The organism is uncultured Alsobacter sp. (assembly GCF_945952055.1).
Taxonomy (GTDB): Bacteria; Pseudomonadota; Alphaproteobacteria; order Rhizobiales; family Beijerinckiaceae; genus Alsobacter.
In genome coordinates this window covers 130,345-148,500 of the sequence record NZ_CAMFHB010000001.1, presented here as the reverse complement: position 1 = coordinate 148,500, position 18,156 = coordinate 130,345, and the positions used below count along the sequence as shown (strand labels likewise).

General features: G+C 70.1%; 19 protein-coding genes. 11 read left to right on the top strand and 8 right to left on the bottom strand.

Translation table 11 applies throughout. From position 1 onward, the window contains the following. The first annotated feature begins 49 nt into the window (after window positions 1-49). On the top strand, window positions 50-439 hold the full coding sequence (locus Q0Q47_RS00665; RefSeq protein WP_293853277.1) for a hypothetical protein: 390 nt from the start codon (window positions 50-52) through the stop codon (window positions 437-439). On the opposite strand, the gene murJ is transcribed toward Q0Q47_RS00665, so the two are convergent. Beyond that, window positions 405-1,931 carry a murein biosynthesis integral membrane protein MurJ gene (murJ, locus tag Q0Q47_RS00660; RefSeq protein ID WP_293853275.1) on the bottom strand — a complete coding sequence of 509 codons (1,527 nt, stop codon included), beginning with the start codon at window positions 1,929-1,931 and terminating at the stop codon, window positions 405-407. The genes Q0Q47_RS00665 and murJ overlap by 35 nt on opposite strands. 3 nt (window positions 1,932-1,934) lie before the next feature. Beyond that, window positions 1,935-2,936: a glycosyltransferase family 2 protein gene (locus Q0Q47_RS00655; protein ID WP_293853273.1), complete on the bottom strand. Its 1,002-nt coding sequence runs from the start codon at window positions 2,934-2,936 to the stop codon at window positions 1,935-1,937. A gap of 141 nt (window positions 2,937-3,077) precedes the next feature. Here Q0Q47_RS00655 and Q0Q47_RS00650 point away from each other — a divergent pair, with 141 nt between their 5' ends. Continuing rightward, on the top strand, window positions 3,078-3,944 hold the full coding sequence (locus Q0Q47_RS00650) for a ChbG/HpnK family deacetylase (protein ID WP_293853272.1): 867 nt from the start codon (window positions 3,078-3,080) through the stop codon (window positions 3,942-3,944). Between the two features lie 75 nt (window positions 3,945-4,019). Then, window positions 4,020-5,648 (top strand): methyl-accepting chemotaxis protein, encoded by a 1,629-nt coding sequence (locus tag Q0Q47_RS00645; RefSeq protein ID WP_293853270.1) that lies wholly within the window; start codon window positions 4,020-4,022, stop codon window positions 5,646-5,648. Between the two features lie 52 nt (window positions 5,649-5,700). Here the strand turns inward: Q0Q47_RS00645 and Q0Q47_RS00640 are convergent, their stop codons facing one another. Beyond that, window positions 5,701-6,300: a superoxide dismutase gene (locus tag Q0Q47_RS00640; RefSeq protein ID WP_293853269.1), complete on the bottom strand. Its 600-nt coding sequence runs from the start codon at window positions 6,298-6,300 to the stop codon at window positions 5,701-5,703. A 226-nt stretch (window positions 6,301-6,526) separates the two neighbouring features. Here Q0Q47_RS00640 and Q0Q47_RS00635 point away from each other — a divergent pair, with 226 nt between their 5' ends. Then, complete coding sequence (locus Q0Q47_RS00635; protein WP_293853267.1) at window positions 6,527-7,345, top strand: hypothetical protein; 819 nt, start codon at window positions 6,527-6,529, stop codon at window positions 7,343-7,345. A 4-nt stretch (window positions 7,346-7,349) separates the two neighbouring features. Here the strand turns inward: Q0Q47_RS00635 and Q0Q47_RS00630 are convergent, their stop codons facing one another. Beyond that, entirely contained in the window at window positions 7,350-9,443 is a 2,094-nt protein-coding gene (locus tag Q0Q47_RS00630; RefSeq protein ID WP_293853265.1) for a S9 family peptidase, read from the bottom strand. 93 nt (window positions 9,444-9,536) lie between these two features. Next, window positions 9,537-9,947 (bottom strand): peptide-methionine (R)-S-oxide reductase MsrB, encoded by a 411-nt coding sequence (gene msrB, locus Q0Q47_RS00625; protein ID WP_293853263.1) that lies wholly within the window; start codon window positions 9,945-9,947, stop codon window positions 9,537-9,539. 400 nt (window positions 9,948-10,347) lie between these two features. Here msrB and Q0Q47_RS00620 point away from each other — a divergent pair, with 400 nt between their 5' ends. Together Q0Q47_RS00620 and Q0Q47_RS00615 are read left to right on the top strand one after the other, a co-directional pair. Continuing rightward, window positions 10,348-10,764, top strand: coding sequence for a MucR family transcriptional regulator (locus tag Q0Q47_RS00620; RefSeq protein WP_293853262.1), 417 nt, complete (start codon window positions 10,348-10,350; stop codon window positions 10,762-10,764). A gap of 298 nt (window positions 10,765-11,062) precedes the next feature. After that, window positions 11,063-11,719, top strand: coding sequence for a DUF6456 domain-containing protein (locus Q0Q47_RS00615; protein WP_293853260.1), 657 nt, complete (start codon window positions 11,063-11,065; stop codon window positions 11,717-11,719). Between the two features lie 22 nt (window positions 11,720-11,741). On the opposite strand, the gene Q0Q47_RS00610 is transcribed toward Q0Q47_RS00615, so the two are convergent. Together Q0Q47_RS00610 and Q0Q47_RS00605 are read right to left on the bottom strand one after the other, a co-directional pair. After that, a complete protein-coding gene (locus tag Q0Q47_RS00610; protein WP_293853259.1) occupies window positions 11,742-12,173 on the bottom strand; it encodes a SufE family protein in 432 nt (143 codons plus the stop codon). Between the two features lie 100 nt (window positions 12,174-12,273). Next, a complete protein-coding gene (locus tag Q0Q47_RS00605) occupies window positions 12,274-12,546 on the bottom strand; it encodes a hypothetical protein (protein WP_293853257.1) in 273 nt (90 codons plus the stop codon). Window positions 12,547-12,790: 244 nt separating this feature from the next. Here Q0Q47_RS00605 and Q0Q47_RS00600 point away from each other — a divergent pair, with 244 nt between their 5' ends. Genes Q0Q47_RS00600 through Q0Q47_RS00590 form a run of 3 tightly spaced genes read left to right on the top strand, consistent with a single transcriptional unit; the run spans window position 12,791 to window position 15,814 of the window. Continuing rightward, window positions 12,791-14,635: a PAS domain-containing sensor histidine kinase gene (locus Q0Q47_RS00600; protein WP_293853255.1), complete on the top strand. Its 1,845-nt coding sequence runs from the start codon at window positions 12,791-12,793 to the stop codon at window positions 14,633-14,635. Between the two features lies 1 nt (window position 14,636). Further along, window positions 14,637-15,428 carry a peptidoglycan-binding domain-containing protein gene (locus tag Q0Q47_RS00595; RefSeq protein WP_293853253.1) on the top strand — a complete coding sequence of 264 codons (792 nt, stop codon included), beginning with the start codon at window positions 14,637-14,639 and terminating at the stop codon, window positions 15,426-15,428. Window positions 15,429-15,466: 38 nt separating this feature from the next. Then, window positions 15,467-15,814 (top strand): DUF1491 family protein, encoded by a 348-nt coding sequence (locus tag Q0Q47_RS00590; RefSeq protein WP_293853251.1) that lies wholly within the window; start codon window positions 15,467-15,469, stop codon window positions 15,812-15,814. Between the two features lie 13 nt (window positions 15,815-15,827). On the opposite strand, the gene Q0Q47_RS00585 is transcribed toward Q0Q47_RS00590, so the two are convergent. Then, window positions 15,828-16,943, bottom strand: a complete 1,116-nt coding sequence (locus tag Q0Q47_RS00585) for a DUF2336 domain-containing protein (RefSeq protein WP_293853250.1) — start codon at window positions 16,941-16,943, stop codon at window positions 15,828-15,830. 241 nt (window positions 16,944-17,184) lie between these two features. Here Q0Q47_RS00585 and Q0Q47_RS00580 point away from each other — a divergent pair, with 241 nt between their 5' ends. Both Q0Q47_RS00580 and Q0Q47_RS00575 read left to right on the top strand, forming a co-directional pair. Further along, window positions 17,185-17,316 carry a hypothetical protein gene (locus Q0Q47_RS00580; RefSeq protein WP_293853248.1) on the top strand — a complete coding sequence of 44 codons (132 nt, stop codon included), beginning with the start codon at window positions 17,185-17,187 and terminating at the stop codon, window positions 17,314-17,316. Between the two features lie 11 nt (window positions 17,317-17,327). Then, on the top strand, window positions 17,328-18,128 hold the full coding sequence (locus Q0Q47_RS00575; protein ID WP_293853247.1) for a hypothetical protein: 801 nt from the start codon (window positions 17,328-17,330) through the stop codon (window positions 18,126-18,128). Window positions 18,129-18,156 lie beyond the last annotated feature (28 nt).

Sequence of the window (18,156 nt, the reverse complement as noted above, 5' to 3'; positions counted from 1 at the left end):
CTGTTCACCCTGACGCGGCAAGCTTCCCGGCGGACCCGGGATGTTTGTCATGCGTACCCTTTGCCGCCTCGCCCTGCTGGCCGTCGTGCCGGCCCTGGCGGGGTTCACCCAGCCGCCGGTCTCGCCGGAGCACACGCTGCGCTACACGCGTGAGCGGGGCGGCAGCTGCACCGTGATGGTGCCCTACTACGGGCCGCAGGTGCTGTGGATCGGCCGCGTGGCCGGCGGGCGCCCGATGGACAGGTCGGCGGAGCGCGAGTTCACCGACTGGCGGGAGGCCGAGCGCTGCTTCTTCGAGCAGGTCGACTGCGAGACCTGGGTGCAGGGCGTGGCCGCGATCTGGCGGCCGCCGGGCTATGCCTACTGCATTCCGGCAGCCCGCCCCCGCGGCGACGGCCGGCCGGTCACGCCCGGCGTAAGGGGACCCGTAAAGCCTTGAGCAGGCCGAAGAGCAGCCCGAAATAGACGATCGCTCCGCCACCCCCCAGCAGGGCGAGCAGCACGATGGCATGGGCGGAAGGCACGCCCGCAGCCAGCGTCGCCAGCGGCCTGTGGGCGAGCAGCGTGTAGAGCACCAGGGCGGCGACGCTGACGAGCACGGCCACGAGCGTCAGCTTCAGGCCCCGGTCCGGCCGCATCGCCCGCCGGCGCAAGGCCAGGAACGCCAGGAGCGCGAAGTTCACCCAGGCACCGGCCGCGGTCGCCAGCGCGAGGCCCGGAGCACCCAGCGGGGCGTAGAGCACGAGCTTCAGCGCCAGGTTGACGCCGATGCCGGAGAACGACGCGATCAGCGGCGTCGCCGTGTCCTGGCGCGCGTGGAAGCTGGCGATGGCCGAGCGGATCAGCACGACGGCGGGCAGGCCGATGCCGTAGGCCGCGAGCGCCGCGCCGGCCGCGGCGGCTGAGTGCGCGTCGAAGGCGCCGCGCATGAAGAGCGCCTCCATGATCAGCGTCGGGATCAGGAGGAAAGCCACGAAGAACGGAGCCGCGATGGCGAGGGTGAAGGCCATCGCGCGGTTCTGCGCCGCGGCCGCGCCGTCCTCGTCGCCCACCGCAAGGCGGCGGGCCATGGCCGGCAGGACGACGGTCCCGGCGGCGATGCCGATCACGCCCACGGGCAGCTGGTAGAGCCGGTCGGCGTAGTACAGCGAGGAAACGGCCCCCGTCGGCAGGAGCGACGCGATGATCGTGTCGGCGAACATCGCGATCTGCACGCCCGCCGATCCGATGACCGCCGGCCCGAGGGTGCGGAAGAAACGGCGCATGCCGGCATCCAGCACGATGCCCCGGGGGACCGGCATGATGCCCGCCCGGCGCGCGTCGAACACGACGAGAAGCAGCTCGAGGACCCCGGCGACCGCGACGCCCCAGGCGGCGGCATGTCCGGCGGTGGGAAACAGGAAGGCGACGGCCAGCGCCGCGACGACCGTGACGTTGAGCAGGATGGGCGCCGCCGCCGCCGCCGCGAACCGGTCGGCGGCGTTGAGGACGCCGGAGACGAGCGTGACCAGCGTCACGAACAGCAGGTAGGGGAAGGTGATGCGCGTCAGCGTCACCGCCAGCGCGAACTTCTCGGGCTCATCCGGAAAGCCTGGCGCGAGCAGCGCGACCAGCGAGGGCATGTAGACGATGGCGAGCGCCGTGACGATCGTGAGCACGATCGCCAGCAGCGTCAGGAGCCGGCCCGCCAGCAGCGTGGCCGCCTGCTGGCCCTGGCTCTCCAGCGCCTTGGCGTAGCTGGGCACGAAGGCCGAGTTGAAGGCGCCTTCGCCGAAGATCGCACGGAAATGGTTGGGAAGGCGCTGGGCCACGACGAAGGCGTCGGCCACGAGCCCCGTGCCCATGATCGCCGCCATGACGATGTCACGGACGAAGCCCGTGACCCGCGAAAGCAGGGTGAAGCCGCCGACGGACAGGATCTGGCGAAACACGCGTCAGGCTCGCCGGCGCTCGTCCCGCGCCACCCACACCGAGGCGGGGTCGGGCTCGTCGAAGCCGACGCGATCGCCCACGATGTAGAGCGGACGCCGCTTCACCTCGGCAAAGATGCGCCCGATGTACTCGCCGATGATGCCGAGCGAGATGAGCTGCACGCCCGAGAAGAACATCACCGACACGATCAGCGAGGCATAGCCCGGCACGTCCACGCCGCGCATCAGCGTGTCGATGACGAAGTACATGGCGAGCACGAAGGCGCAGGCCGAGACGACGACGCCGACATAGGTCCACAGCTTGAGGGGCAAGGTGGAAAAGGAGGTGATGCCGTCGAACGCGAAGCGGAACAGCTTGCGCGCATTGAACTTGCTCGTGCCGCTGGCGCGCTGGGCGACGTCGAACGGCACGCCCTTGGAGCGGAAGCCGATCCAGGCATAGAGGCCCTTCGAGAACCGGGCCCGCTCGCCCATCGCCCGCAGGGCATCGACCGCCTTGCGATCGAGCAGGCGGAAATCGCCGGCCCCGTCGGGCAGGGGCGTCTCGCCGAAGGCGGCGAACAGGCGATAGAAGGCGCGCGTCAGCGCCCGGCGGATCGGGCCGTCGGCCTCGCGGTCCGTCCGCTGCCCGAACACCATGGCATAGCCTTCCCGCCAATGGGCGACGAAGGTCTCGATCATTTCGGGCGGATGCTGCAGGTCGGCGTCCATGATCACGACGGCCCGCCCGCGGGCATGATCGAGCCCGGCCGCGATGGCGATCTCCTTGCCGAAGTTGCGGCTGAACGAGACCGTCCTGAAGCGCGGGTCGCGCTCGTTCAGGCCCTTCGCCCGCGAGAGGGTGTCGTCGCGCGACCCGTCGTCGATGAGCAGGACTTCCCAGCTGGCGACGGCACGGTCCAGCACGGGCGCCAGCCGGGCGGCGAGAGCCTCGACATTGCCGCCCTCGTTGAAGACGGGAACGACGACGGAGAGTTCTGGAGCGGAAGAGGGTGGGGCGGACAAGGCGAATCTCGTGCTGACCGGCGCGCGGCTCCGATGTCGGCTGGACACTGCGCCGAGCCAACATGGATGTCCAGCAGGCCGACATTGCGGCAAGGCCCCGTCCCGCGCATGGTGAGCGCCCGATCCTGCCCGAATCCGCCCATGCGCCGCTCCTTTCGCCCGACCCAGGTCTGCCTGATCGCCGACGACTTCGCGATGACCGCGGGCGTCAGCCGATCCATCCTCGCGCTGCTGGCGGATGGCCGTCTATCGGGAACCGGCGTCATGACGTCCTTCCGGCGTTGGGCGGACCTGGCGCCCGACCTGAGGGCCTTCGACGGCAAGGCCGACCTCGGGCTGCATCTCAACCTGACGCTGGGAGCGCCCCTCGCGCCGGTGAGGACACTGGCCGAGACGGGCGAACTGCCCGGCTTCGGCGCGCTCGCCCGCCGGGCCTTCTCGCGGCAACTCGACGGGCAGGCGGTGGAAGCCGAGATCTCCCGCCAGCTCGAGGCCTTCGAAACGCATTTCGGCCGCCTGCCCGACTTCATCGACGGCCACCAGCACGTGCACGTGCTGCCGGTGGTGCGCCAGGCCCTGCTGAGGAGCGCCCGCCGGGCCTATGGCGGGGCGGCCCTGCCGTGGATCCGCGATCCCTTCGACACGCCCGGGGCCATCCTCGCCCGCGGCGTCGCGGTGCCGAAGGCGCTGGTGATCGCGGGGCTGTCGATGTTCTGGTCGCGAAGCCTCGTGGCCCAGGGCTTCCGGTCCAACGACGGTTTCGCCGGAGTGAGCCCGTTCGATCCCGGGCGGGACTTCGGGGAGGATTTCGCGGCGTTCCTGCGGGTGCCGGGCCCAAGGCATCTCGTCATGTGCCATCCGGGCCATGTCGACGAGGACTTGCGCAGGCTCGACCCCGTGGTCGAGACGCGTCCCCTCGAGCACGCCTTCCTGGCGGGGCCGGCATTTCCGGCGGCACTGGCCGAGGCGGGGTTGTCACTCGTCAGATTTTGCAATTTTCAAGACTGACCTAGCCATTTAACACCACCTTTACGAGAATCCTTGATTGTGACGGCGTTTGAGCTGGAGCTTCCGGACCATCGTGTGACCCTGGCGCCTCGCAAGTCCCTCCATGCGTTTCTGATCTTTTCGGTCGCGACGGTGCTGGCAGCACTTCTCGCGGCCGCGATGGTCCTGTCGCAGTGGAACACCCGCAGCTTCGTCGAAAAGACGCTGGACGATCACGTGCGGGCGAAATCCGCGCTGGCCGCGGGCCTCGCCGCATCAGCCCTGCGCGGCGCGGGGAATGGCTCGGTTCCTGCGATCCTGCGCGACATCGTGTCCCGCAGCGGCGCCGACGGCGCGCTTCTCCTGGACCAGACCGGCCAGACGCTCGGCGCGGTCAACGCCGCGGGCCAGCCGCTGACGCCCGACCTGGTCCGCAAGCAGTTCGGCCTCGCCACCCGGGCTTCGCTCCCCGAGAACGCGACGGTCCAGGACGACGACGCCACCTTCCAGTCCGCCGCTCTCCCCTTGCTCGCGGGCGAGACCCGCCGCGTGCTGATCCTGCGCTTCGACCGCGGCTATCTCGACGCCGCCGTCGCCTCGGCCATCGTTCCGGCCGCCCATTTCGCGGCCGTCGCCATCCTCACCGTCGGGCTGACGCTTTGGCTCGTCCTCAACCGCCTGACCGGCCCCATTCGCGAGCTCGCGGCCGCGGCCCGCCGCCTGGCGGACGGCGACCTGTCGGTCGAGGTCCCGGCCGTCAGCCGCGGCGACGAACTGGGCGCGCTGGCCCATGCCGTCGCCCTGGTGAAGGAGGGGTTGCAGGAGCGCCAGGCTCTCCAGGCCCGCGACGCCTCGGACCGTTCCGCGCGCGCCGAACGCGAGCGCACCATCGACGCGCTCGTCGCCAATTTCCGCTCCGCCGTTCGCGACGCTCTGCAGAGCGTCTCGGCCAACTCCGAGCAGATGACCTTCGCGGCGCGGACCCTCACCGGCATCGCCGCCGAGAGCACGCAGCGCGCCAAGGGTGCCGCGCGGGCGACCCGCGACGCGTCGGAAAGCGTTCAGAACGTCGCGCGCGCGGCCGAGGCCCTGACGGCGGCGATCACCGACATCGAGACCCGGGTCTCGCAGACGCGCAGCATCGTCGTCGCAGCCACGGACACGACCCGCGCCACGACCGCGACCGTGCAGAGCCTGGCCGGAAAGGCCCGGGACATCGGCGAGGTGGTGAACCTCATCCAGGCCATCGCGGCCCAGACCAATCTCCTGGCGCTCAACGCGACCATCGAGGCCGCCCGCGCCGGCGAGGCCGGCCGCGGCTTCGCCGTCGTCGCCTCGGAAGTGAAGAGCCTCGCGGGCCAGACCGCCAAGGCAACCGAACGGATTGCCGAGCAGATCAGCTCGATCCAGGGGGCGACGGCCTCCGCCGTGAATGCCATCGAGGCCATCGCGAGCCAGATGGAGGAGGTCGAGGGCTTCACCTCCGGCATCGTCCAGGCGGTCGGACAGCAGGCCTCGGCCACGGTCGAGATCACGCAAGGCGTGACCAGGGCCGCGCGGGGCACCGAAAGCGCCGCCGGCGACATGCGCGAGCTGGATGCGGTGGTGGCGGAGACCGATCAATCGGCGGCCCAGGTGAACCAGTCCGCAATGGACGTCGCGGAGCAGGCCAAGCACCTCCACGCCACCGTCGACCGCTTCCTGCAGGCCATGTCGGCGGCCTGAACGAAAACGGCGGCCCAGGGGGCCGCCGTCGGTGTTCGATCCTGACTGCCGGTCACTTGGTCGCGGCGGCGAAACGCTCGGCCACGTACTCCCAGTTGACCATGTTCTCGATGAAGGCCTTCAGGTAGTCGGGGCGACGGTTGCGGTAGTCGATGTAGTAGGAGTGCTCCCACACGTCGACGCCGAGGATCGGCGTGGCGCCCTGGACCAGGGGGCTTTCGCCGTTCGGGGTCTTGGACACGATGACCTTGCCGTCCTTCACCGCCAGCCAGGCCCAGCCCGAGCCGAACTGCGTGGTGCCCGCGGCGATGAAGTCCTCCTTCATCTTGTCGACGGAGCCGAACGCGCTGACCACGGCCTTCTCGAGTTCGCCGGGCAGGGAGCCGCCGCCATTCGGCTTCATCCACTTCCAGAAGTGGAGGTGGTTGTAGTGCTGGCCGGCGTTGTTGAAGAGACCCGCATTCTTGCCATACGAGCCGACCACGATCTCCTCGAGCGACTTGCCTTCCCACTCCGTGCCCTTCAGCAGATTGTTGCCGTTGTTCACGTAGGCCAGATGATGCTTGTCGTGGTGATACTCGAGCGTCTCCCGCGACATGTAGGGCTGAAGCGCATCATGGGCGTAGGGAAGATCGGGGAGGGTGAACGACATGGAAGTCTCCTCTGAAGGCAGGCTGGCCGCGAAAGGGCCGGGCTTCGGTCCGGTTCGGAAGTTAGGCTTCCCGCCGTCCGGCTTCAACAGGGGCGTCCGGATATTTGCGGATCTCCAGGTGGGGGACGGGAATTAACCGCGTGAGCCGCCGTCCGGCATGGACGGAGCCAAGTCCACGTGTTACCGGCGCATTGACGCAAGCCGGACAATCAACCAGCGGATCACGATGGTCTTCCTCCTTTATGTCATCTCGGCTCTGCTCACGCTGAGCGGAGGCGCGGCGGCCGTCTACGGCGCCGACACGATCAGGACCGAGACCGGCTCGACCATGGCGGTCGCGGGAGTCGCGATGGCCTGCGCCGGGCTGCTGATGGTGGCACTGACCGCATGTCTCTCGGAACTCAAGAAGATTCGGGAACTGGTCGAGGCCGGTGAGATCGTTCCGGTGGCGGCGCCCGTCGTGGTGGCGCCCGAGCTTCCCGCCGTGACCGCGGCCTCCGTCGCCGCCGCGGTCGTCGCGGCCGACCGGGCTCCGGCCGACGCCGGGGTCCGCGGCGCGCATGACGAGCCCGGTCCGGCCAAGCCCGCCGACAGTCCCCCGGTCGATCCGTTGACGCCCACCCTGCGCCCGACGCTCGCGCCCGAGGCGGAAGGCGACAAGGCCGAACTCGCCACCCCCGATCCCGACCGATCCGACCGCGCCGCGGCGAACGCCGGGTCGGAACCGTCCGCGGCGGCGGATGCCAAGGCCTCCGCCGAGGACATGGCGCAGGACGACAAGGACGCTGTCGAACGGGACGAGACAGGCTCCGACACGCCGGCCACCGCCGAGGGCGCGGGCGGCGAGGGGACGAAGGAGCGCGAGCTCGTCGCCACCTACGCGTCCGGCGAGCACACCTATTTCATGTACTCCGACAGCGCCATCGAGGCGGAAACGCCGCAGGGGCGCTTCCGCTTCTCCTCGATGGACGAATTGCGCGTGTTCGTGGAAACGGGCAAAGGCGGAATGCCGCTGTCCCCGCCGCCCCCGCGCAAGCCCGACTGAGCGCTCAGGCCCGCAGGCGCCCCTCGGCCACGGCGATGGCGAAGGCGTAGGACTGGGCGATCTCCTTCAGGCGGTCAAACCGCCCCGATGCGCCGCCGTGGCCCGAGTCCATGTCGATGCGCAGCACGAAGGGGCCGCCGCCCGTGGCGCGTGCACGCAGCTGCGCCACCCATTTTGCCGGCTCCCAGTAGGTGACGCGGGGATCGGTGAGGCCACCGACCGCGAGGATCGCGGGGTAGCGCTGGCCGGTCACCTGGTCCACCGGGGAGTAGGCGCGGATCGTCTCGAAATCCTCGGCGCTGGTGATCGGATTGCCCCATTCGGGCCACTCGGGCGGCGTCAGCGGCAGCGACGCGTCGAGCATCGTCGCCAGCACATCCACGAAGGGAACCTCGGCGATGACCGCGGAGAACAGGTCGGGCGCCATGTTGGCGACGGCCCCCATCAGCATGCCCCCGGCGCTGCGGCCCTGCGCGACGACGCGTCCGCGGCTCGTGTAGCCCTCCGCGGCCAGCATCTCCCCGGCCGCGACGAAATCCTTGAAGGTGTTCGTCTTGGCCGCCCGCTTGCCGCCCGTGTACCAGGCCCAGCCCTTCTCCGTGCCACCCCGGATGTGGGCGATCGCATAGACGAACCCCCTGTCCACCAGCGACAGGCAGCGCGTGTCGAAGGCGGCCGGAATGGCATGACCATAGGCGCCGTAGCCGTAGAGGAGGCAGGGCGCCCGCCCGTCGACGACGAGGTCGCGGCCGTGCAGGACGGTCACAGGGACCTGCGCGCCGTCCTCCGACGTGGCGAAGAGCCGCCGGACCACGTAGCGGGCCGGATCGTGGCCGGAGGGGACGGTCTGACGCTTCAGCAGGGTCCGGCCCCGCCCCACGAGGTCGTAGTCGTAGGTTTCCGACGGCGTCGTCGGCGAGGAGTAGACGAACCGCAGCGTGTCGGTCTCGAACTCGTAGCCGGGGCTCGCCCACAGCGAATAGGCTTCCTCGTCGAAGGCGACGGCATGCTCGCCGCCGTGCTCGAGGTCGCGCACGACGATGCGCGGCCTCGCCTCCTCGCGCTCGAGCCGGATCAGCCAGCGCGACAGCACGGCGATCGACAGGATGAGGACGCCGGGCCTGTGGGGGACGAGATCGCTCCACGTCTCGCGCGGCGCGGTCCCCAGCGGGGCCGTGACGATCTTGAAGTCCTCGGCGCCAGCGGCGTTGGTGAGCAGCACGAGGCGGTCGCCCAGGTGCTCGGGCTCGTAGCGGATGCCTTCTTCCCGCGGCGCGATGAGGACCGGCTGCGCCCCCAGGTCGGCGCGGGGCAGCATCCAGGCCTCGGTCGTCTCGTGGTCGCTGATCGTGATGAAGGCGTAGTCGCCGGACTGGCTCTGCTCCAGGTGCACGAACCAGCCGTCCGCCGTCTCCTCGTAGACGAGGACGTCCTCGGCCGTGGGCCGGCCGAGCACGTGCCGCTTCACCTGGCGCGGACGATGGCTCGCGTCGATCACGACGTAGAGAAAGCTGGAGCCCGCCTTGTCCCAGACCACGTCTCCCGAAGCGTCGCCCACGACGTCCGGCAGATCCTCCAGCGTCTCCAGGTCACGCACGCGGATCGTGTAGAACTCCGAGCCCGCCTCGTCGTAGCTCCAGGCGAGATAGCGATGGTCGTCGGAATGCTGGCGCGAGCCCAGGTGATAGAACGGCTTTCCGTGGGCCAGCGCGTCGCCGTCGAGCATGATCAGCTCCAGGCCGCCGTTGCGCGGCGTCCGGCACACGAGCGGGTGCTGCCCCCCGGAGCGGTGGCGCGTGTAGTAGGCCCAGTCGCCGTGGGGGGCCGGGACCGTGGCGTCGTCCTCCTTCATGCGACCGCGCATCTCGGCGACCAGCGACGCCTGCAGTTCGGCAAGCGGCGTCATGAGGGCGGAGGCGTAGGCGTTCTCGCTTTCCAGATAGGTCCGGATGTCGCCGGGCAGCTTGGTCGGGTCCCGAAGGACCTCCTGCCAGTTTTCGGCCTTGAGCCAGGCGAAATCGTCCCGCAGCACGTGGCCGTGCACGACCGTCTCGGTGGGACGGGGCTCGGCCCGCGGCGCGGAGGAAGACATGGTCATCGGGGGCGGTCCTCAGGACAAAGTCGCGATACGGAAGGGTCGGCCCGGTTTAGCGCGGATGACGGCTCCGGTCAGCCACCCCGGCGGACCGGGTCAGCCGGGGCGGAAATCGAGCGCGTGCCCGTTCATGCAGTAGCGCAGGCCGGTCGGGGCCGGGCCGTCCCGGAACACGTGGCCGAGATGCGCGTCGCACCGCGAGCAGCGGATTTCAGTCCTGCGCATGAACCAGGAGCGGTCCTCGTGGGAGGTGACCGCGTCCTCGTCCACCGGGGCCCAGAAGCTCGGCCAGCCGGTCCCGGACTCGAACTTGGCTCGCGCTTCGAACAAGGCTGCCGCGCAGCAGGCGCAATGGTACCGGCCTGGCCGCTTCTCGTTGAGCCAGGGGCCGGTGAACGCGCGCTCGGTGCCGTGGCGACGCGTGATGCGGTACTGCTCCGGCGTGAGCTGCGCGCGCCACTCGGCGTCCGATTTGGTGACCTTGCGTCGTGCGTCGTCCGTGATCATGAGCTCTCCGGCACAGCGTCCCCCACTGGTCAGATAAGCCGAAAAAGCCGCGCCGCAAGCGGCGCGACAACTAGACACTGGCACGGACTTTGCGCGGCTTGCTTGTCGTGGATCGCAAAATATGCGCGGTTCGATGTTGTCTTTAGCAACGCCACGTTCAGATCAGGAAATGAACGCTGCCAAGGCACTTTTCTATTGCAACAACATCGTGCCTGACATAGACCCTGAAGCGAAGTTGAATCGCAGGTGGATTCCCCCCTGACCAAGTCCCGTCAAGAGCTGCACGAGCGTAACCGGCGTCTCGACGCAAGTTTTGGCATCGGTTTGCCGTTCAACCTAAACAACCGGTAACGAAAGCGCGTGACCTTGCGCGCCCATCCGACTGAAGGAAATAATCCTCATGGCCGAGACACTGAGCGCCCCGAACTTCATCGAGCTGGCGGCAGACATCGTTTCTGCGTACGTCAGCAACAATTCCGTGTCGGCCACGGAGCTGACCTCGCTGATCGGTGATGTCCACGGAGCGCTGCTGCGGGTTTCGTCGGGCGCCGTCGAGGTTCCGGCGGAAGCGCCGAAGCCCGCGGTTTCCGTCAAGAAGTCGATCACTCCCGACTACATCATCTGCCTCGAGGACGGGAAAAAGTTCAAGTCCCTGAAGCGCCACCTGCGCACGCAGTACAACATGTCCCCGGAGGAGTACCGGGAGAAGTGGGGTCTGCCGGCCGACTACCCGATGGTCGCCCCCAACTATGCGCAGGCGCGGTCCGCGCTCGCCAAGCAGATGGGCCTGGGCCAGCAGCGCCGCAAGCGCAAGTGAGATCCCTCCCGGCACCTGCGCCGGGACGACGAGGATTGCGGCGGAGGGCACCGGGTTCCGGTGCCCTTTTGCATTGGGGGGCTCTGCAACTCCCGGATGGTTGACCCGGGGGCGGGCGAATGTAAGCTTTTTTTCCTATATTTTGTCAATTTTGAAAGGCGCGACCATGGCTCGTTCCCCGTCCCGTCAACCGCGTCCACGCCAGAGCGCGTCACGCCACCAGGATGCCGCGCTGCGCCGGCTCGCGGACCTGCCGGCCGAAGCCCGGCCGACCGACGCAGCCGGATGGAGTGCCCTGGTGAGCGCGGGCCTCGCGGCCGAAATCGAAGGGCGGATCGTCCCGACACCGGCCGGCCAGGCCCGCCTGCGCCGCCTGGCCGCCACACAGCTGGGGACGCCGGAATGGCTGGCGCAGCACACCCCCCTCCGGCCCGCCGCCGAGACGGACGGTCTTCCGCGCGACGCCCTGGTCGACGAGGGGGAGAGCCCGCTCGCCTGGCTGCGCCGGCGCAAGGACAAGGAAGGCCGGCCGCTCATCGATGCGGCGGCCTTCGCGGCCGGGGAGCGGCTGCGCGCCGACATCACGCGCGCCGGCATCATGCCGCGGGTCACGGCGGACTGGTCGTCGCTGGGAGGACGCGGGGCCGGGGGGCGAGGCGGCGCGGCGGACGTGCTCCATGGCAGCATCGCGGCACGCCAAAGGCTGGATCATGCGATCAAGGCGGTCGGGAGCGACTTTGCCGGCCTGCTCCTCGACGTCTGCGGATTCCTGAAGGGCCTGGAGACGGTCGAGGCCGAGCGCGGATGGCCCGCCCGTTCGGCCAAGGTCGTGCTGGCGATGGCGCTTCGGCGGCTCGCCGACCACTACGGCTACGCGCCGGCCGCGCACGGACCGGGCGGGTCGCTCGGTATCCGGGCCTGGACCGCCACCCCCAGTGAGGCGACCGGCCCCTGACGGCCCCGTGCCGTGGCGAGCTTTAGCCTTGGCCGGCGGCGGCCGCGGCGGCGTCCCGGCGGATGCGCTCCACCATGGAGCGGACGCCGTTCGACCGCTGTGGCGTCAGGTGTTCGGACAGGCCGAGCTTGCGGAACAGGTCCATGGCGTCCGTCGCCACGATCTCCCGGGCCGGGCGGCCCGAATACAAGGCGAGGACGAGGGCGACGAGGCCGCGCACGATGTGGGCGTCGCTGTCCCCCAGGAAATTCAGGACGGGCTCCGGGCCGCTGCGATCGACATGGGTCTCGAGCCAGACCTGGCTGGCACAGCCGCGGACCTTGTTCTCGTCGGTATGCGCCGCCTCCGGCATCGGCGCGAGCATCCGCCCGAGCTCGATCAGGTAGCGGTAGCGGTCGTCCCAGTCGTCGAGGAAGCTGAAGTTTTCGACGATGTCGTCGATCGAGAGGCTCATGACCGGATCCATGCCAAGGGCCGGCGCGCCGTGCCGGCCGACCGGACGGCTATATAACGGGCTCCGCGGCGAGACGCCGCCGGGAAAAACGCCGCGACCCCTATTTCGAGGCATCCCGCCGGAGCGGCGGCATCGGGATCGCGGGACCGCCGGAGGGCGGCGCGGCGACGGAGGGATGCAGGGCTGCCGCCCCGGCGGCCAGCCGTGCGCAGGTCTCCGGATGCGCGGCGCAGGCTTCCATCGCCTTGGTTGCGGCCATGCGGGCGGCCTCGGCGGCAAGGTCCTGCGGCCGGACCGCGGGCTCGTCCGACCGGATCGGCGAAAGCATGTAGATGGCGCCGACCACGAGGGCGGCGCGGATGATGAAGGCCATGGTCCTGGTCCCGATCCGTGTCGCGACAATGCCGTCCGGCGCTTAACGGCGCGTCAAAAGTGACGACGGTCAAGGCCAAGCAACAAAACATTCACCTCGACGCGCTGTACTGCAGGAGGCCCGCCGAGCAGCGAACTCGCACGACAGGCCTCCGCAGACGGCATGCTTAGGTTTCGCTTAAGGCCGAACTGCGATGTTGATGCGAGTTCACCGTGTAACGGTTGCGTCGCAAGGAACGTCCGACGTGCGTATTGGCCCGGGTCTGTCGGGAATCGGAGGTCACCTGGGCGCGCTCGTGCATCCGGCGGCCGCTCACGATCCCCGTTTGCGCCCCCAGCACCAGTGGTTCATCGCGACCCGCCTCGCGATCGGCAGTGTCGGCCTTGCCGCCGTGCCCGTGGCCCTGGCGGTCAACGGCGCCCTGAACAGCCCGACCCTCGTCGCCATCGTCGCACTCGTGCTCCAGGCCGGAATGGCGGTGTGGGTCTCGCGCCGCGGTTCGTTGCCCCTGCCGCTCGCCGCCTCCGATCTCAGCCTGTCGGTGGCGTTGCTGTGGCTGGCCACACACGGCGAGGGCTTCGGCACGCCGTTCCTCAATTTCCTGCCGATCCTCGTGGTCGAGGCGGCCATCATCGGCCATCGCCGCGCGCTGGCGCTCGCCGCGGCCTTCGCCTCCATGGCGCTCGTGGTTCTCGCGGTGGCAGGCCCGGCGGGGCTTCTCGCCGGCGGAGCGTCCGCCTCGGTCCTCGCGCAGCAGCTGGCCCTGGTCGCCGCCGCGGTGGGGATCGGCCTCTACATCATCCGGGAAGCCGAGATACGCCTGGTGCGCGACGAGGAGGTCGCCATCCAGCGCCACCTCATCATCACCGGCTTCGGCGATCTCGTGACGCATCACGACGAACAGGGTGGCGTCGTCTCGGCGGGTGATTCGGCCCTGACCGTCATCGGCGCCTCGCCCGCCAGCCTCGTCGGGCGCGGACTGTTCGAGCGCGTGCACGTGGCGGACCGCCCGGCCTTCCTTAACGCCATCGCCTCGGCCGCGCGCGAGGGCCTGGCGCTGGTGGAACTGCGCATCCGCGTGGGAGGCTCCGACGAGCGCCTCCAGCCGCCGACCTTCAGCTGGTTCGAGCTGCGCGCCCGCGCCATTCCGGCGACGAGCGACGTGCGCGGCCATGTGCTGTGCATGATCAGGGACATTTCGGCGCAGCACGAGCGTGCCGACGCGCTGGAGAAGTCGCGCCGCGAGGCCGACCTGGCGAACGCGCTCAAGAGCCGCTTCCTGGCGATGGTGAGCCACGAGCTGCGCACGCCGCTGAATGCCATCATCGGCTTCTCCGAGATCCTGGCCAACGACGGCCTGGTCCCGACCGATGCCGAGCGCCGGCGCGAATACGCGACCATCGTCAACAACTCGGGCCAGCATCTGCTCGGCGTCGTGAACACGCTCCTCGACATCTCGCAGATCGAGGCGGGCACCTTCCCGCTCGATCCCGAGCCCGTGGACTGCGGTGACGTCCTGGCCGGCGTGGTCGACATGATGCGGCTGAAGGCCGAGCAGTCCGACGTCCGCGTCAACGCCACGACGGCGAGCGATCTTCCCACGATCGTGGCCGATCGCAGGGCCTGCCGGCAGATCCTTCTCAACCTCGTCTCGAACGCGGTGAAGTTCACGCCGCGCGGCGGCGAGGTGGCCGTGGCGCTCGACCGTCAGTTCGACGGGCTCACCATCCGCGTCTCCGACACCGGGATCGGGATCCCCTCGGAGGATCTGCCGCGCCTCGGCGAGCCGTTCTTCCAGGTCCGCTCGGGCCACGACCGGCCGTTCGAGGGCACCGGCCTGGGCCTGTCGGTGGTGCGCGGGCTCGTGGGCCTGCACGGCGGGACGATGACCATCGACAGCGCGCCCGGCAAGGGCACCTCCGTGGTGGTCCGCCTGCCCGCAAGCCCCCCGAAGGCGCGCGCCGGCCAGGCACCCGTCGTGATCGCCCAGGCCTTCGGCCAATCCGCCTCTGGCCAGCCCGGACCGGCCGCCGCCGGCGAGGCCGCCTCTCCCCATTCCGATACCGCGAGGGCCAAGAAACGTGCGTGAAATGCTTGCCCGTACCGACCACGATTTCGTGCTCGAGGAGCAGCGGCCGCGGCGCGCCGCGAAGCGGACGCGCCGCCTGGCCATGTTCAGGACCCTGTTCCGCAACCCGGGTCGCACCATCGTCGGCGCGTCGGCCGCCGCCGTCGGCGTCGCGATCATCGTGAACGCGCTGGCCCTGCAGGGCGGTCCGCACCCCGCTCCGCTGTTCAAGCCGGCGCGGGAGGTGAAGGAGCAGCCGGCCCCGATGCCGCCGGCGAGGCCCTCGAACCTCGCCCAGTCGGCGCCCTCGGCCGCCCCCTCCGCAGCCCCCGCCGAAGTCGAGCGTCCGGTCGCCGCGACCCAGGCTGCCCCGGCGCCGTCGGCGCAGCAGGCGATGACGCAGTCCTCCTCCGCGCCCGCCGCCGTTCCGATGCCGCCTCGCATCCAGCGCCAGGCGGCTTCTCCCGCGCCGGCGCCGCAGCCGTCGACGGCCGCCCTCCAGGCGCCTCCCGTTCCGCCGGCCAACATTCCCAACGTGGCGCGTGACCCGATCGCCGACATGCTGCGCGGCGGCGCGTCCTCGGGCGGCACGACGGAGATCCCTCGGCAGGAGCCGACCCGGCAAGTCCTGGCGGCCCAGCGGGCCCTGAACAAGCTGAACTACGGTCCGATCAAGCCCGACGGCCTCTTCGGCCCGGGCACGCGGCAGGCCATCGAGCGCTTCGAGAAGGACCGCAAGCTCCCGGTCACCGGAGAGGCGACGGGCCGCACGGCACGCGAACTGGCGGCCGCCTCGGGCATTGCGATGGACTGAGCCCCGCGGCGCCGATCGGCGACGCCGGAGAAGCAGCGATGCGCCTGCGCAGCGACATCTTCGTCTCGGCCTACATCCGGCGGTGCGGGGTCGAGAACGTGCCGGCCATGCTGCGACGGCGCGGGGCCGCGGAAGCCGGCGCCGTGTTCGTGAAGATCGACCGGTTGGACGGCAGCTGCGCGCTCTACGGTCCTGCCCCGCAGACGGCCTTCGGCGACGACGGCGACCTCGAGCGACGCTTCGTGCGGATGCACGAGGCGCCGACGATCGATCCCGCGGCCGCCGAAGAACGGCTCACGCGGGAAATCCGCTTCGATCCCGATTGCTGGATCGTGGAGGTGGAAGACCGCAGCGGCGAGCCCCGCCTGGACCTCGCCGGCGCCTGACGCGCGTCCGCCGTCAGGCCTTCTTGCGCTGCGCGGCGGCGGGCTGCTGCGGCTGCGCGGCCGGATCGGCGGTCCGGCGGGCCGGCGACGATCCCGCGGCAGACGCCGGCTGGCTCGCCGGACGGGCATCGCGCGGCGTCAGCCCGAGAAGCGCCGTCGTGATCAGGTGGGCGGCGGCCCACGACACGCGCCGCGACAGGTCGATCAGGCCGAAAAGCTTCTGCGTCGAATGACCGATCAGCGGATCGCGGAACATGAAGATCCGCGTCAGCACCTCGTCCGAGATGCCGAGCGCGACGAGGGCGATGGCGAGCGCCTCGCCCGTACGATCCTCCACGAGCCGGCGCACCTTGGACGGGTGACTGCCCAGGCCGAGCGCCAGCAGCGACACGAAAGCCGACTCGTCGCCCGAAATCGCCGCCGTCTCCAGGCCCGTCGCGATCTCGGGCGGGGCGGCCCGGGTCTGGCGCGAGCGCCCGCTGGTCAGCGCGACCGTCTCCATCTCGTCGATGATCGCACGGCGACCGGTCTTGTCGGCCCGCAGGAACAGGACCGCCCGGTCGCCGCCGCTGAGATCGGAGCGGGACAGGAGGGCGGCGGCGACGGTGTCTTCGTCACAGGCGCGCGACAGCAGGTCCTGCTTCACGTCATCGGCGAGGGTGATTGCGGTGTTGGCGGCGAGGGTGGTGTCGATCAGCGGATCGCGCCGGGCCAGCAGCAGGCGGGCCAGCGGCGGATCGACGTCCATGCGGGCGGCCACGGCCGCCGCCAGGATGCGGTCGCCGGTTGCCGCCTGCGCCAGGACGATGGTCCTCGGCAGCCAGCCGGCGTCGGCCAGGATGATCCGGGCCGCATCGTCGCCGCGCGCCACGAAGGCCTCGCCGACGGCGACGGGCGTTCCGGCATAGTTGGCGAGCTTGCATGCCGCGATCAGGGCGGCATCGCGGTCCACCTGTCCCGCCAGCGTGCCCGCGATGTCCTGGAACTGCACCACTTCGTCGGGGGTGTGGTGATCGGCCGCCACGTAGAGGTCCGTCAGGACCCGCAGCAGGATGGGCTTCATGTCGAGGCCCTGCTCGCGAGCGATGGCGACGAGACCCTGAAGCTCGGGAGACGTGATCGGCTGCATGGCGGGAGTGCCTTGGGTGGCGGTGCGATTCCTTGATGCTCGCGCGGGTATGGTTACTGCAACGTTAAGACCATGGGCTCAGGCCCCCGTTTCCGAGGTCGCTTAAGGGTTCGTTAACCATGACGTGGCCAGTTGGACCCTGCCGCATCGCTGGCCCGGAGATCGTCAGATGGGTGCCGTCATCGCTTTCGCCAGTCCGACCCGCCGCCGTCCCCGACCTGTCGTCGACCGGGACGAGCCGATGGGCGCAATTCTGCTGTTCACGGGCGTCCGCTACGAGCGCAGTGCCGAGGCCGATGCCGGCGGCGACGAGCCCTCGAGCCCGCGCAAGCGTGCGCACGGGCGGCGGCGCGGCACGTCCCGGCACGGTTGAGCCGCCGCGCCGTGGGAGTGCGTGCCGCACCGGGCCTGTCGGTTCTCCTCGCCGCATCGCTGGCGCTGGTCGTGGGCGGCTGCGCCGAGAAGGGTGACTTCGGCCGCGTGAAGCCCGGCCTGTGGAACGACACGGCGGGACCGCTCCTGGGCAAGGCCTCGGCCATGCTCCGCGAGGAACCCGTATCGTGGTCCATGATGACGGACGACGAGAAGGAACTCCGCAACCGCGCCTGGCAGTTCATCACGCCGACGCGCGAACGCTGGGGGTTCGAATTCCAGGCCGGTGACCTCGCCAACAAGCGCATCATCCCCGTCAGCTGGGCCGGGCAGAGTGCCGTGTCCTACCACGAGGCACTCAAGAACTGGTCCGACAGGTCGCAGCGCTCGCGCTATGCGCGCCTGCGCGAGGACATCGAGAACGACCGGCTCCTGCTGGGTGGGTTCGTCGCGGTGGCCTGCCGCGTCCAGGAGATGGACCGCGTGCGGACCCGGGCGCTCGACCGGCTCGACGATCCGGACCCCTATGTCCGCAGCCAGGCCGAAGCGCGCGTCGACGAGAACCAGACGCTGGTGCGCAACGTGTTCGAGAACAGCCGCCAGCGCCTGGACGCCTATCGCTACTCGCTCGAGCACCTGGTCGTCGAAAGCCCCGACCGCGACGCCGTGAAGGTGGAGCGCGTCCTGACGGCCTATGACGCCGACAGGGCCGGTCTGGAGCGCTGCACCTCGCCCGGGCGGGTCCGGGCGATCCCGTCGGGCCCGGACGTCCGGTTCATGCCGAAGACCGAGGTCGAGAAGCCGCCGAAATAGCCGGAACGCCGTCCGCGGCGGCGATGAA